The following is a 13,889-nucleotide window of genomic DNA, read 5'->3' as shown; positions in this document are numbered from 1 at the left end:
GGTCCCGGGGCCGATCAGCCGGGTTCGGGGTCGGTGACGAAGTCGATCAGCCGCTCGACCGCGCCCACCAGCGGCGGTTCCAGGTCCCGGAACCCGGTGACCGCCGCGCGCACCCGCCGCCACCCGTCCGCCGGGTCGCCCCAGCCGAGCGCGGCGCACACGCCGTCCTTCCACGCTACGCCGCGCGGCACCACCGGCCACGCCGCGATCCCCAGCACCGACGGCCGCACCGCCTGCCAGATGTCCACGTAGGGATGTCCGGTCACCAGCACGTTCGCGTCGCGCAGACCGTCGACGATCCGGGACTCCTTGCTGCCCGCCACCAGGTGGTCGACCAGCACCCCCAGCCGCCTGCCCGGCCCGGTGCCGAACTCCGCCACCCGCTCGGGCAGGTGGTCCACGCCCTGCAGCGGCTCCACCACCACGCCCTCCACGCGCAGGTCGTGCCCCCACACGCGTTCCACCAGCTCCGCGTCGTGCACGCCCTCCACCCAGATGCGGCTCTCCCGCGCGGTCCGCGCGCGCAGACCCTCGACATAGGTGGACCCCGACGCCGACCGTTTCGGCGTCGTGTCGGCCTTCGGCGCCGGGCGGACAAGGGTGACCGGTCTGCCGTCGACCAGGAACCCGGCCGGGGTCAACGGGAACAGCCGGGTGCGGCCGCCGCGGTCCTCCAGCACCACGTTGCCCAGCTCGAAGCGCACCACCGCGCCGCAGAACCCACTGGCCGGGTCCTCCACGACCAGGCCGGGCTCGGCCACCACCTCGGGGATCGCCTTGCGGGGACGGCCGGAGAGGATGTCGCCGTAGTCGTGGGATCGCACGGCGGCCACGCTAGCGAGGTCCCCCGGTCGGTGCCGGGAGGCCACGCCGGGTGTCGCCGGGCGGGGTGGTCTGGCCAGGATTGTCGGGCAGGCATTGTCGGGCCAGGATGGTGCCCACCCTCCCGATTGGAGCGACCCGGTGACCTACAGCGCCCTCGTCCGACCCGCCACCATCACCCCCTACCTGGCCGTGGCCGACGCCGCCCGCGCCATCGACTGGTACGTGACCGTGTTCGACGGCCACCGCCGCGGCGAGCCCTACCTGATGCCCGACGGCCGGATCGGCCACGCCGAGATCGGCGTCGGCGACGCCGTGCTCATGCTCGCCGAGGGCGGCTTCGACGAGGTGCCGGTCGTCGCCCCGGACAACCCGACCACCTTCACCCAGTCCCTGCACATCCAGGTCGAGGACGTCGACGCCGTCTTCACCCGCGCGATCGAGGCGGGCGCGACCGCCGAACGACAGCCGGAGGACCGCGGCTACGGGCGGATCGCGACCCTGGTCGACCCGTTCGGGCACCGCTGGCTGCTCAACGCCATCACCGTCCGCAGCTCACGCACCCCGGTCGGCGAGTGCGACTACCTGACCATGGTCGTGCGCGACACCGACCGCGCGAAGGCCTTCTACGGCGCGGTCCTGGACTGGGAGTTCACCCCCGGCACCGTCGAGAACGGGTGGAAGGTCGCCAACCACACCAACATCGGCCTGTGGGGCAACGGCGGCGAACCCGGCGCCCAGCTGTGCTTCCGCGTCGCCGACATCCGCGCCACCCTGACCGCCATCGCCGAGCACGGCGGCACCGCAGGCGAGGTCCAGGAACGCCCGTTCGGCCTGCTCGCCGACTGCGTCGACCCGGAGGGCACCACGTTCTACCTGTACCAGACCTGACGGTCTACACAGGACGGACCCGCCACTCGGCCACCGCGAACCCCGCGCACACCACCGCGGCGACCGCGGGCAGCCATGCCACGAAGACCACCACCACACCCGCCACGACCGCCGCCGCGGCATTGGCCACGACGGCGGCGCTGGTGATGGCCGCGGTGGACTGGCCGCGCGCCGAGCGGGATCCACCACCAGGAGTCGGGCAGTCCGAACGCATCGGCGAGGCCGGGGATGGGAACAGCAGGCAGCACACCGAGGGCGGCGTCCCGGACGGCGTCGGCGGACAGGACGGTTCCGGCCTCGCGCGTGACCATGGGACCACCTCCGAATGGGACCTCCCGGCCAGTCCGCCCGAACGGGGACGAATGGCCGGGGCTGACGGTAGGGGATCATCGGGGAGCCTCCGGATTCCGCCGCCTGTCCGGATCTCGAACATCGCGCACGGCCTGGGGTCCGGCTCCGACAGCCCGCCTCCGGCCGACCCGGGTTATCCACAGGCCCGCGCCCTCGCGACTTCCACCAGGGCTTTTCCTTCCCGTAGAATGGAAATCGGGGGTCCCCAGCGGGTTGTCCACATCCCCCGAAACCATCCCCAGTGGCCGAGCCGCCCTTGACGGCCGCAGGCTGGCCTCCGTGGCGAGGACGACCTACCGGTCGAGCAGGCCTGCTTCGGCTCCGGACCGTCGAGCGTGATGCCGGCCAAGGTGCATGGCCGATCCGGTTCGGGTCCGTGCTACCGCCGAGGTTGTCCACAACCCCGCCGGTTCGTCCACAGCCGCCACCGACCCCCTATTGACAGATCTCAAGATCGCCTAGCGTCCTTTCCTGTCGGCCCGCCCCCTGGTGGGGCGGGGCCTGCTGATCGGGCCCGACACGGCCAAGGCAGACACACGCAGGTTCAGGGCAGACCCGGATTCAGTCGGTCAGACAGACGGAGGCAGGGCGCAGTCGGGGTCTGGTGGGCCGAGGGCGCGTGGTGAGAAACTTCGGTGTGGTCGCCTGCTCGACCATCGGGTCAGAACGCGGGCCAAGGGATCGGGCGGCCCTCGGGATCGGGCTCCGGATAGACCGGCGCGCCCAACAACGCCGCCACCCGCGAGCGCAGCGCCGCGATCTCCGCGCGCGTGATGTGCGGGGCGAGTTCGTCCGGCAGGGTCGTCTTCAGTGCGGCGTTGAGCGTGTGCAGGGCGTCGACCGCCTCGTCCGGCAGGGCCTCCCCCGCCCAGCCCCACAGCACCGTGCGCAGCTTGTTCTCCTGGTGCAGGCAGATCCCGTGGTCCACCCCGTACACGCCGCCGTCGGTGCCGTGCAGGACGTGGCCGCCCTTGCGGTCGGCGTTGTTGAGCACCACGTCCAGGGCCGAGAGCACCGCGACCGGCGCGGTGTCGGAGTGGGCGAGCACGGCCGGGTCGCCGAAGCGGTCCAGGGCGTGCAGGATCGGGCGCCAGCCCTGCGGGACGTCGTCGGGGGCCAGGACGTCGACCAGGTCGTCGCCTTCCTTGGTGTCGACCCAGAGCTGGACCATCCCGGGGCCGAACGGGCCCTCGCGCAGGACGGTCGGCGGGATCAGCGTCACTCCCGCCGCGTGGGCCACCAGGTAGGCGGCGACCTCGCGGCCTGCGAGCGTGCCGTCGGGGAAGTCCCACAGTGGGCGTTCGCCGCGGATCGGCTTGTACACGCACTTGGCGGCGACGCCGTCGTGGTCGATGGCGCAGAACAGCGTGGCGTTGGAGGCGTCGACAAGCCTGCCCTCGATCTCCAGGGCGCCGCGCAGCAGGAACTCCCCGGCGTGCGGGTCGGTGGGCAGCACGGGCGGCTCAGTCCTCGTCGCTGCGGCGGTACCCGTTCTGGCGGGGACAGACGTGCCCCTGCGGGTCCAGCGGCTCCCCGCACAGCGGGCACGGCTTGCGGCCCGCCTTCACCACCCGACCGGCGCGTTCGGCGAAGGCGCGCGCCTCCAACGGGGTGAGGAACACGCGCACCGCGTCCGGGCCCTCCTCGGTGTCGTCGAGCACCACCGACTCGTCGACCTCGCCCTCGGTGGCGGCCAGCAGCTCGATGACCACCGCGCGGGTCTCCGCGTCCCAGCCAAGGCCCATGGTGCCGACCCGGAACTCCTCCTCGACCGGCACGGCCAGCGGCTCGGCGTCCACCTCGTCGTCGGGCACCCCGTCCGGCACCTCGGCGCCGAAGCGGCGGTGCACCTCGTCCAGCAGCGACCCGATCCGCTCGGCCAGCACCTCGACCTGCTGTTTCTCGATGGTCACGCTGACCGTGCGGGCACTCTCGACCGCCTGCAGGTAGAACGTGCGGTCGCCGGGTTGCCCGACGGTACCCGCTACGAAGCGGTCGGGTTGACGGAAGACGTGGATGACACGGGCCATGGCACCTCCGACCTTATGGGACAACCGCGGGACGGGCAGGCCGTACCCCACCGGTGTCACCGCGCGGGTAACCGTATCGGGCGCCTCACCTCGACTCGGTAGGGTCCTGCCTGTGGTGAAGATCGCTCCCCACGGTACGTGGGTTTCCCCTGTCCGCGCCGACGACGTCGCCGCGTCCGCGTCCGGTCCGGGCTGGGTGCGCAGGCACGGTCCGGACACCTGGTGGGTCCGCGGGCTGCCGCACGAGGGCGGCCGGGTCGCGCTGTTCCGGCACGACGGGCACGCGGCGCGCGAGGTGCTCGGCGCGCCCTGGAACGTGCGCAACCGGGTGCACGAGTACGGCGGCAACCCGTACCTGGTGCTCGGCGACCGGGTGGTGTTCACCCACTTCGACGACCAGCGCGTCTACGTCGCGGGCCTGGACGGCGCGGACCCGCGGCCGATCACCCCGGAGCCCGACGAACGGCAGGGTCTGCGCTACGCCGACCTGGTCGCCGGGCCGGGCGGGGACGAGGTGTGGTGCGTGCGCGAGGACCACACCGACCACCGCGAGCTGGTCGCGGTGCCGTTGGACGGCGGGCCGACCCGGGTGCTGGGCCGCAGCCACCACTTCATGACCGCGCCGCGCCCCAGCCCCGACGGCGGGCACGCGGCGTGGGTGGGGTGGGAGCACCCGGACATGCCGTGGGACGGCAACGAGCTGTGCGTCGCCGCGGTGCAGGACGACGGCACGCTCGGGCCGCGCCGGGTGGTCGCGGGTGGGCCGGAGGAGGCGGTGTGCCAGCTGGAGTGGGAGGCGCCGGACTCGCTGCTGGTGCTGACCGACCCGGACGGCTGGTGGAACCTGCACCGGATCGGGCTCGACGGGCGCGCGGTGAACCTGGCCAAGGGCGAGCACGAGCTGGGCGGTCCGCTGTGGCAGCTGGGGTACCGGTGGTTCGCGCCGCTGGGCCGGGGCCGGTTCGCGGTGCTGCGCACCGACCGGCTGGCGATCCTGGACGAGCGCTCCGGCACCGTGACCGACGTCGACACCGACCTGTCGGTGTGGGCGAACATCGACGCCGGGTCCGAGCAGGACGGTGTGCTGGTGGCGACCGCGGCCGGTCCGCACGCGCACCGCGCGCCGGTGCGGCTGGACCTGTCGAGCGGTGAGCTGTCCGTGCTGCGCGCCACCGAGGTCGCCGTCGACCCCGCCTACCTGCCGACGCCGCGGGCGCGCGCGTTGCCCTCCCCCGACGGGCACGACATCCCGGTGCTGGTCTACGAGCCCACCAACCCCGACCATGCCGGGCCGGAGGGCGAGAAGCCGCCGTGGGTGGTCTACCCGCACTCCGGGCCGACCGCGCACTGCCAGCCCGACCTGGACCTGGGCATCGCGTACCTGACCAGCCGCGGCATCGGCGTGGTGGCGGTCGACTACGGCGGTTCCACCGGCCACGGCCGCGCGTTCCGCGAGCTGCTGCGCGGCCGGTGGGGCGTGGTCGACGTGCGCGACTGCGTGACGGTGGCGCGAGTGCTGGTCGAGGAGGGCCTGGCCGACCCGGCGCGGGTGGCGATCCGGGGCGGCAGCGCGGGCGGCTGGACCGCGGCCGCCGCGGTGACCGGCACGGACGTGTTCGCCTGCGCGGCGATCAGCTACCCGATCCTGGACCTGGGCCCGTGGGCCGAGGGCGGCGCGGAGAGCCACGACTTCGAGTCCCGCTACATCGAGGGCCTGGTCGGCGCCCTGCCCGAGCACCGCGACCGGTACGCGGAGCGCTCGCCGATCAACCACGTCGACCGGCTGGCCGGGCCGGTGCTGCTGTTGCAGGGCCTGGACGACCCGGTGTGCCCGCCGCAGCAGGCCGACCGGTTCGTCGCCGCGCTCGACGGCACCGGCGTGCCGCACGCGTACCTGACCTTCGAGGGCGAGTCGCACGGGTTCCGCCGGGCGGAGACGATCATCGCCGCCTACCGGGCGGAGCTGTCGTTCTACGGGCAGGTGTTCGGGTTCGACACCGACGCGCCGCGACTGGAGCTGCACCGGTGAACCGGGTCCGGCCGCCGCGGCTGCGGCCCGGCTCCACGGTGGCGGTGGTCGCCCCGGCCGGGCCGGTCGAGCAGGAGCTGCTCGCCGCGGGCGTGGCGGTGCTGGAGTCGTGGGGGCTGGTGGTACGGGTCGGGGAGCACGTGCTCGACCGGCACCCGCGCCTGCCCTACCTGGCGGGCAGCGACCACGCCCGCGCCGCCGACCTGCAACGCGCGTGGTGCGACCCCGGCGTGTCGGCGGTGATCGCCGCGCGGGGCGGCTACGGCACCCAGCGCGTGCTGGACCTGCTGGACTGGCAGGCGATGGCCGCCGTGGCGCCGAAGGTGTTCGTCGGGTCCAGCGACACGACGGTCCTGCACGAGGCGATCGGGGCGCGGCTGGGCCTGGCCACGTTGTTCGGGCCGATGATCGCGGGCCCGCTGTTCGACGACGACTCGCGGGCGCACCTGCGGGAGACACTGTTCGCCCCGGAGCGGGTGACTCGCCTGACCGGTCCGGCGACCGGCTCCTACGGGCACGGCGCCGCGCGGGGTGTCACGGTCGGCGGGAACCTGTCGTTGATCGTCGGCTCGCTGGGCGTGGCGGGCTGCGCACCGCCGCCGGACGGGTCGATCCTGCTGCTGGAGGACATCGGCGAGGCCCCGTACCGGGTGGACCGCATGCTCACCCAGCTGCTGCGGGCGGGCTGGTTCACCGGCGTGTCCGGTGTGGCGCTGGGCTCGTGGGCCGGGTGCGGCACGCTGGAGGAGGTGCGGGCGGTGGTGGACGACCTGCTCGGCGGGCTGGGCCTGCCGATGCTGTGGGAGCTGGGGTTCGGGCACTGCCCCGGGCAGCTGACGGTGCCGTTGGGCGTCGAGGCCGTGCTGGACGCCGACGACGGGACGGTGACCGTGCTGGAACCGGCGCTCAGCTGACCGGTCGGGCGAGTCCGGTGAGCACGACGTCGATGGCGCGGTCGAGGGTGTCCGGGTCGGTGGGCATGGTGGCCGCGGCCTGGGCCAGGGCGCGGATGAGCAGGTAGACCTCCTCGATCGTGACCTCCGCGCGCACCGCGCCGTGCTGGCGGGCCCGCCGCAGCACGCCGTCGACGGCGGTCTTGAGCCGGTCGGAGGCGGCGGCCGCGCTCGCCGGGATGCTCGTGCCGGTGTCGGTGTCGGTGCCGGTGGTGTTAGTCAGGGCGGCGGCGAGGGTGACCTTGGTGGCGCCGGTCTCGATCATGGCGCGGATGAGCGCGCGCCAGGCGGTGGTCGGGTCTGGGTCGTCGGCGAGGTCGGCGGCGCGCGCGGCGAGGTGGTCGAAGTGCCGCAGGAGGGCGGCCTCGACCAGCGCCTCCTTGGTGGGGAAGTGCCGGAACACGGTGGCGATCCCGACCCCGGCGCGGCGCGCGACCTCCTCGGTCGACCCGCCCGCGCCGTGCGCCCCGAACACCGCCTCGGCGGCGGCGAGGATCAGCTCCCGGTTCCGTTTCGCGTCCTGCCGCACTCGGCCCCCTCTCCCGGCCCCCAAGCATAGGGTGTCAACCGGAGTGTGGACTCCGATACAGTGGTTCCGGAGTCCACACTTCGCTTCCTGGAGGTCCCGTGCCGAGCACTCCCACCGAGGTCGTCCGCGCACTCGCCGCGGGCGTGCGCCACCTGGTCGTCGACCGGCCCACCGGCGCCCGGCTGGACGCCCGACTCGACGAACTGGCCGACCTGTACGCCGAGGACACCGACGTACGTCACCCGTTCTCGCCGCTGGGCGACACCCCGCTACGCACCCGAGCAGAGTTGCGCGCGCACTTCGCCCAGATCCACTCGCGCGTGCCCGCGGTCGACGGGTTCGAACCGGTCGGACAGGTCCATCAGACCGCCGACCCGGAGGTCGTCATCCACGAGTTCGCCTACACCGGCACCCTCGACGGCCGCCCGTTCAGCATCCCGTGCGTGTTCATCACCCGCGTCCGCGACGGCCGCATCATCGAGTCCCGCGACTACGGCGACCACATCGGCATGGCCCGCCTCGCCGGACGCCTCGGCCATCTGGCCACCGCCCTGGCCGCAGCCGCCGACTGACCTTCGAGCCGTGCCGCATTCGTGAGAGGCGGACAGGCCGAACACACAGCGCCTGTCCGTGCCTGCCCGTGCGCCTGGACCGGCTAGACCTTGACCGGCGGCGGCGCGTCCACGGTGACCAGCTCGCGGCGGTCGCCGAACAGGTGCAGTGGGTCGATGCGCAGCAGGGAGATCCCGGCCAGTACCGACACCGCCAGGGCGCCCGCGATGAACAGCCAGTTGTAGAGCAGGTCCTCGCCCGCGGGCGAGTAGGTCAGCACCAGGAACACTCCCGCGCTGACCAGGATCGCCAGCTGGCGGCGCTGCCAGGGCAGCGCGGCGGCGATCATGAAGCCCCAGGTCAGGTACCACGGCAGGGTGGCGGGCGAGAGGACGGCGAGGGCGAAGAGCACGAACGCCATCCGGCGGACCGCGTCCGAGCCGCCGCCGCGGGCCAGCCACCACTGGCGGACCGCGATGATGAAGAACGCCAGGCCGCCGATGACGCGGGCGGTGTTGACGAACCAGGTCTTGTTGGAGTCCACGAACAGGTCGGCCAGGGTGTGCACGAACTCGCCGACGCCGGTGGGCAGCGACAGCCAGTTCACGATCATCGTCGGGGCCTGCAGCGCCTTGAACCAGCCCAGGTCCACCCCGGACACCACGGTCACCACCGCGAACACCGCGACCGTCGTGCCGATCACCGCCGCGCTGGCGCGCACGAAGTTCTTCCAGAACGTGGACTTCATCCGCGCCGCCCACACCCACATCAGGAACGGCAGCGCGAACCCGGCCGTGGCCTTCACCGCCGCGGCCAGGGTGACCAGGGTGATGCCCAGGACGTGCTTGCGTTCCAGCACGCACACCACGCCCGCGGCCAGCAACCCGACCATGAGCAGGTCGTTGTGCGGGCCGCCGACCAGGTGCACGACCGTCATCGGGCCCGCGATCGCCAGCCACAGCGTGGTCGGCAGGTGCCCGCCAAGGTGCCGCACCAGCCGGGGCAGCGACCACAGCAGCAGCGTCAGCCCGGCCATGAGCACCAGGCGCATCAGCACGACGCCGAGGATCATGTTGCTGCCCGAGGTCCACGCCACGCCCTTGGCGAGCAGGATGAACAGCGGACCGTAGGGGGCGGGGGTGGTCTGCCAGAACGGGTGCACGTTCTGCACCACGTCCTGCAGCCCCAGCACGACCGGGCCCACCGAGTACGGGTCGTACCCGTAGAGCGGCAGCGTGCCCTGCGCGAGGTAGGAGAACACGTCACGGGTGAACACCGGCGGCGAGATCACCAGCGGGGCCATCCAGCAGGCCGCGGCGATCAGCACCGGCCGGGAGGCGACCCGTCCGGCCAGCACGTGCCTGCCCAGCCGCACCCACGCCCACACCACCAGCGCGAAACCCAGGTACAGGGTGGCGGTGGCCAGCATCTGGCCGTGGCCGTAGCGCAGCCAGGACAGCGGGCCGTGGCCCAGCACCGGGTCGCTGACCAGCACGCCCGCCGCGCCGAAGGCGCTGAGCAGGATCATCAGACTGCCCGCGGTGCCCAGCGCGATGGTGCGGATGGGCAGCGGGCCGGGCCGCTCGTCGGCGCGCTCGTCGCGGCCGTCGACCACGGTGTCGTCCGCGTCCCCCGGCGCGGTACCGGCGTCCGCCGCGGCGGCGTCGGTGTCGACACCGACGGGATCCCCCGAGGGGCCGGCGATCTCTGCGTTCTGTGCGCCCAAGGAACTTTCCAGGTCTGAGGACGGGTCTGTGCTGGTGGCCATCGGGACATGAGATTACACAGGGCACCCCGACGGCTTTCGCGCAATGGTCGATCCGGTCGCACCGGCGGCGTGCGGATGGTCACAACCGGTTGCGGCCGTTCGGCTCATGCGCTCCGGCGCGCGCCTCGCGTTGCGGCCGTGCTGTTCCTGTGCCCACTGTGGGACCGGTTGAACCGCACCGGGACGGATGAGCGACCGGTCGGACGACGAGGAGGAGCGCCCGGATGATCGAGTCCGTCGAGGAGCTGTGCGCGCGGTTGGTCCGCTTCGACACCACCAACCGCGGGCACGGGCAAGGCCGGGGCGAGCGCGTGGCCGCCGAGTTCGTCGCCGACCGGCTCACCGACGCCGGACTCAAACCGGTGTTGCTGGAGCGCGCGCCGCGCCGCAGCAACGTGGTGGCCCGGGTCAGCGGCGCGCGGCCGGAGCTGCCCGCGCTGCTGGTGCAGATGCACCTGGACGTGGTGCCCGCCGACCCGGACGAGTGGACCGTGCACCCGTTCGCCGGGGAGATCCGCGACGGCTACGTGTGGGGCCGGGGCGCGGTGGACATGAAGGACATGTGCGCGACGGTGCTGACGGTGGTGTCCCGGTGGGCGGCGGAGGGACGGGTGCCCGAGCGCGACATCGTGCTGGCGTTCGTGGCCGACGAGGAGGACACCGGCGCCTACGGGGCGCACTGGCTGGTCGTCGACCACGCCGAGCTGTTCGAGGGCTGCGCGGCGGCGATCGGCGAGTCCGGCGCGCACACCGTGCCGACCCGCAGGTCCGACGGCACGCTGGTCCACCTCTACCCGATCGGCACCGCCGAGCGCGGCGTGTCGCACCTGCTGCTGACCGCCACCGGCCGCGCCGGTCACGGTTCGCGCCGCAACGACGACAACGCGGTGGTCAAGCTCGTCGACGCGGTGCACCGGCTGGCCGCGCACGAGTGGCCGGTGCACCTGACCCCGGCGGTGCGGGCGTTCCTGGAACGCACCGGCGCCGCGCTGGACGTGCCGGTGGACCTGTCGTCGGCCGAGGGCGTGGACGCCACGATCGCCCGGTTCGGGGTGGCGGCGAGGATGGTGGAGAACACCGTGCGCAACAGCACCCGCCCCACCGTGCTGTCGGCCGGGTACAAGGTCAACGTCGTGCCGGGCCTGGCCCAGGCCCAGGTCGACACGCGGGTGCTGCCGGGCACCGAGGACACCTTCCTCGGCGAGATCGACCGCCTGCTCGGCCCGGGTGTGCGCCGGGAGTTCCTCACCGACCAGGCGCCGGTGCAGGCCAGGGTGGACTCGCCGTGGTTCGACGCGATGGCCGTGGCGCTGCGCGCACACGACCCGGCGGCGGTGGTGGTGCCGTACTGCATGGGCGGCGGCACGGACGCCAAGGCGTTCGCGAAGCTGGGGATCGAATGTTTCGGCTTCGCCCCGCTGCGACTGCCCGAGGGTTTCGACTACCGGGCGATGGCCCACGGTGTGGACGAGCGGGTGCCGGTGGACGGCCTGCGGTTCGGTGTGGAGGTTCTCGACCGGTTTTTGTCCGGGTGAGGTGTCGATTCCGCCGGGGATCGTTCGTGTAGTGGGTGAGCGGGCCGCGACGGGCGGTCCCGGGCGACGGAGGTTCACCGTGCCGCAGTACCTGTTGTCGATCTACCAGCCCGACGGCGGCGTGCCCGACGCCGAGACGCTCGCCCGGATCGGGGCCGAGCTGCACGTGCTCAACGAGCGGCTGCGGGAGAGCGGGTCGTGGGTGTTCACCGGCGGTCTGCACGCCCCGGACACCGCCACGGTGGTGCGGCCGGACGGGATGATGACCGACGGGCCCTACCTGGAGGGCAAGGAGCACGTCGGCGGGCTGTGGGTGATCACCGCGCCGGACCTGGACGCGGCGCTGGCGTGGGGTCGGCAGGCGGCGGCCGCGACGACGCTGCCGATCGAGGTGCGGCCGTTCCAGGACCGGGCGCCGTACTGACCCCGGACGGGATCGCGGAGGTCTTCCGCGCCGAGCACGGGCGGGCGGTCGCGGTGCTCGTGCGGGTGCTGGGCGACATCGACCTGGCCGAGGAGGCGGTCGCGGATGCGTTCGCGACCGCCGTCCGGCGCTGGCCGGAGGAGGGCACGCCGCCGAGCCCGGCCGGGTGGATCATCACCACCGCCCGCAACCGCGCCATCGACCGGTTGCGCCGGGAGTCGATGCGCGACCGCAAGCACGCGGAGGCCGCTGCCCTGCACGCACCGAGCGAGCCGGAGGAGGAGGGCGTCGTGCGCGACGACCGGTTGCGGTTGATGTTCACCTGCTGCCACCCGGCGTTGTCCCGTCCCGCGCGGGTGGCGTTGACGCTGCGGCTGCTCGGTGGGCTGAGCACGCCGGAGATCGCGCGGGCGTTCCTCGTGCCGGAGGCGACGATGGCGCAGCGGATCGTGCGCGCGAAGGCGAAGATCCGCGACGCGCGCATCCCCTACCGCGTGCCGCGCGCGGCCGAACTGCCCGACCGGCTCGACGCGGTGCTGGCAGTGCTGTACCTGATCTTCACCGAGGGGCACACCGCGAGCGCGGGCCCGGAGCTGGTGCGCGCGGACCTGTGCGCGGAGGCGATCCGGCTGGGGCGGGTGCTGGTCGAGGCGATGCCGGACGAGCCGGAGGCGGCGGGGCTGTTGGCGTTGATGCTGCTCACCGAGGCGCGGCGGCCCGCCCGGACCGACGCCGGGGGCGCGTTCGTGCGGCTGGCGGATCAGGACCGGGGGCGATGGGACGCGGGGTTGGTGGCCGAGGGGCGGGCGATCGTGCGGGCGTGTCTGCGCCGTGACCGACCGGGGCGCTACCAGGTCCTGGCGGCGATCAACGCCGTGCACACCGACCCGGTCACCGACTGGGCACAGGTCCTGGCCCTCTACGACCGGTTGGTGGTGTTCGACCCGGGGCCGGTGGCGGCGTTGAACCGGGCGGTCGCGGTGGCCGAGGTACACGGGCCCGCCGTCGCGTTGTCGCTGGTGGAGGGACTCGATCTGGCCTGCTACCACCTGTTCCACGCCGTGCGCGGGGATCTGCTGGCCCGGCTCGGGCGGGCCGGGGAGGCCCGGGAGTCGTTCACGGCCGCGGCCGGGCTGGCCGACAACCGGCGCGAGCGCGACTACCTGCTCGCCCGGCGCGACTTGCTCACCCGGGCGGAATGACTCATCCGGCGTGGTGGGCCAGGTGCTCGTGCGCGCGTTGCGCGTCCAGCAGCGGAGGGCACAGCCTGCGGGTCGAGGTGGCCCCGATCATCAACGCCGAGCGCACGTCCGCGGCGCGCGCGGTCGGGAACAGCGACCACAGCAACGCGGCGGTCCCCGCGACCACAGCCGCGGCCACACCGTTCCCACTGGTGGTGCCGGACGGGCCGGGCACGTCCTCCCCCGGCGCCAGCAACCCGCGCGACTCGGCGGCCTGGTCGAGGTCGACGAACCAGCTCGGCCGCCCCGCCGGGGTACACGACAGAACGGGCACGACCCACGGGTGTCGTAACGCACGGTTACCGCCCGCGGCGATCACCAGCACGTCCCGGGCGGCCGCGTCGTCGAGTGCCGCGCGCAGCCGGTCGGCCGGGCCTGCACCGAGGGTGAGGCTCACCAGGGCGATCCGGGCGGTCACCGCGCGCAGCACGTCGGCTAACTCGTCCGGCGGGCAACCCACCCCGAGCGGGCGGGTGAGCACCGGCGACAGCGGGCAGATCGACAGCCCGGAGAAGCCGATGACCCCGGTCAGGTGCGGCGTGTCGGCGGCCGTGGCCAGCACCTCCACCGCCAGCGTGCCCACGCCGTGGCGCAGCACCGGGGTGAGCCGGACCAGGTCGAGCAGCGGTGAGCGCACGCGGGGCGCGGCGACACCGGAGAGCCCTGAGATCACGCGGAACCACCCCTGCTCGTCACGATCGTGTGACACCCGGATGCAGACTGTAGTCCGCTCGCCCCGGCTCGGGCGCACGCCAAGTGAGTGA

At 73.5% G+C, this 13,889-nt stretch carries 13 protein-coding genes and 1 pseudogene; 7 read left to right on the top strand and 7 right to left on the bottom strand.

What is annotated here, in order from left to right:
* Nucleotides 1–14: 14 nt before the first annotated feature.
* Nucleotides 15–824, bottom strand: coding sequence for a DUF3097 domain-containing protein (locus C503_RS0100975; protein ID WP_026315865.1), 810 nt, complete (start codon nt 822–824; stop codon nt 15–17).
* A 139-nt stretch (nt 825–963) separates the two neighbouring features.
* Here C503_RS0100975 and C503_RS37250 point away from each other — a divergent pair, with 139 nt between their 5' ends.
* Nucleotides 964–1,713, top strand: coding sequence for a VOC family protein (locus tag C503_RS37250; RefSeq protein WP_018680321.1), 750 nt, complete (start codon nt 964–966; stop codon nt 1,711–1,713).
* Nucleotides 1,714–1,717: 4 nt separating this feature from the next.
* Here the strand turns inward: C503_RS37250 and C503_RS0100965 are convergent, their stop codons facing one another.
* The 3 genes from C503_RS0100965 to C503_RS0100955 form a co-directional block, all read right to left on the bottom strand.
* Complete coding sequence (locus C503_RS0100965) at nt 1,718–1,927, bottom strand: hypothetical protein (protein WP_026315864.1); 210 nt, start codon at nt 1,925–1,927, stop codon at nt 1,718–1,720.
* 798 nt (nt 1,928–2,725) lie between these two features.
* The gene (locus C503_RS0100960) at nt 2,726–3,520 is read right to left on the bottom strand and encodes an SCO1664 family protein (protein ID WP_018680319.1); all 795 of its coding nucleotides are present in this window, start codon (nt 3,518–3,520) and stop codon (nt 2,726–2,728) included.
* 7 nt (nt 3,521–3,527) lie between these two features.
* Nucleotides 3,528–4,094 carry a DUF3090 domain-containing protein gene (locus tag C503_RS0100955; protein WP_018680318.1) on the bottom strand — a complete coding sequence of 189 codons (567 nt, stop codon included), beginning with the start codon at nt 4,092–4,094 and terminating at the stop codon, nt 3,528–3,530.
* A 112-nt stretch (nt 4,095–4,206) separates the two neighbouring features.
* On the opposite strand from C503_RS0100955, the gene C503_RS0100950 reads away from it, so the two are divergent.
* Both C503_RS0100950 and C503_RS0100945 read left to right on the top strand, forming a co-directional pair.
* A complete protein-coding gene (locus C503_RS0100950) occupies nt 4,207–6,123 on the top strand; it encodes a dipeptidyl-peptidase 5 (protein ID WP_018680317.1) in 1,917 nt (638 codons plus the stop codon).
* Nucleotides 6,120–7,037, top strand: coding sequence for a S66 peptidase family protein (locus tag C503_RS0100945; RefSeq protein WP_018680316.1), 918 nt, complete (start codon nt 6,120–6,122; stop codon nt 7,035–7,037). Before C503_RS0100950 ends, C503_RS0100945 begins: the two co-directional genes overlap by 4 nt.
* On the opposite strand, the gene C503_RS0100940 is transcribed toward C503_RS0100945, so the two are convergent.
* On the bottom strand, nt 7,030–7,605 hold the full coding sequence (locus C503_RS0100940; protein WP_018680315.1) for a TetR/AcrR family transcriptional regulator: 576 nt from the start codon (nt 7,603–7,605) through the stop codon (nt 7,030–7,032). The two genes, C503_RS0100945 and C503_RS0100940, sit on opposite strands and share 8 nt — an antisense overlap.
* A gap of 98 nt (nt 7,606–7,703) precedes the next feature.
* On the opposite strand from C503_RS0100940, the gene C503_RS0100935 reads away from it, so the two are divergent.
* Nucleotides 7,704–8,177, top strand: a complete 474-nt coding sequence (locus C503_RS0100935) for a nuclear transport factor 2 family protein (protein ID WP_018680314.1) — start codon at nt 7,704–7,706, stop codon at nt 8,175–8,177.
* An 83-nt stretch (nt 8,178–8,260) separates the two neighbouring features.
* Here the strand turns inward: C503_RS0100935 and mptB are convergent, their stop codons facing one another.
* On the bottom strand, nt 8,261–9,883 hold the full coding sequence (gene mptB, locus C503_RS37240; protein ID WP_018680313.1) for a polyprenol phosphomannose-dependent alpha 1,6 mannosyltransferase MptB: 1,623 nt from the start codon (nt 9,881–9,883) through the stop codon (nt 8,261–8,263).
* 263 nt (nt 9,884–10,146) lie between these two features.
* Between mptB and C503_RS0100925 the strand changes: the two are divergent.
* From C503_RS0100925 to C503_RS0100915, 3 genes and pseudogenes are all read left to right on the top strand, one after another.
* Nucleotides 10,147–11,460, top strand: a pseudogene (locus C503_RS0100925) (M20/M25/M40 family metallo-hydrolase); the annotation flags it as partial.
* Nucleotides 11,461–11,539: 79 nt separating this feature from the next.
* On the top strand, nt 11,540–11,884 hold the full coding sequence (locus C503_RS0100920; RefSeq protein ID WP_026315863.1) for a YciI family protein: 345 nt from the start codon (nt 11,540–11,542) through the stop codon (nt 11,882–11,884).
* Nucleotides 11,881–13,086, top strand: coding sequence for an RNA polymerase sigma factor (locus tag C503_RS0100915; protein WP_026315862.1), 1,206 nt, complete (start codon nt 11,881–11,883; stop codon nt 13,084–13,086). The genes C503_RS0100920 and C503_RS0100915 overlap by 4 nt, the downstream gene beginning before the upstream one ends.
* Nucleotide 13,087: 1 nt before the next feature.
* Here C503_RS0100915 and C503_RS42875 read toward each other — a convergent pair whose 3' ends face one another.
* Complete coding sequence (locus C503_RS42875; RefSeq protein ID WP_156892884.1) at nt 13,088–13,798, bottom strand: hypothetical protein; 711 nt, start codon at nt 13,796–13,798, stop codon at nt 13,088–13,090.
* Nucleotides 13,799–13,889: the final 91 nt, after the last annotated feature.

The organism is Actinokineospora enzanensis DSM 44649 (genome assembly GCF_000374445.1).
GTDB lineage: Bacteria > Actinomycetota > Actinomycetes > Mycobacteriales > Pseudonocardiaceae > Actinokineospora > Actinokineospora enzanensis.
Note: the sequence above shows the minus strand (reverse complement) of the source record. Positions and strands in the feature narration are given on the sequence as shown.

Excerpts from the sequence above, each read along its gene's own strand:
- C503_RS0100955 (WP_018680318.1), bottom strand. The coding sequence starts at position 4,094 with ATGGCCCGTGTCATCCACGTCTTCCGTCAACCCGACCGCTTCGTAGCG.
- C503_RS0100965 (WP_026315864.1), bottom strand. The coding sequence starts at position 1,927 with ATGCGTTCGGACTGCCCGACTCCTGGTGGTGGATCCCGCTCGGCGCGC.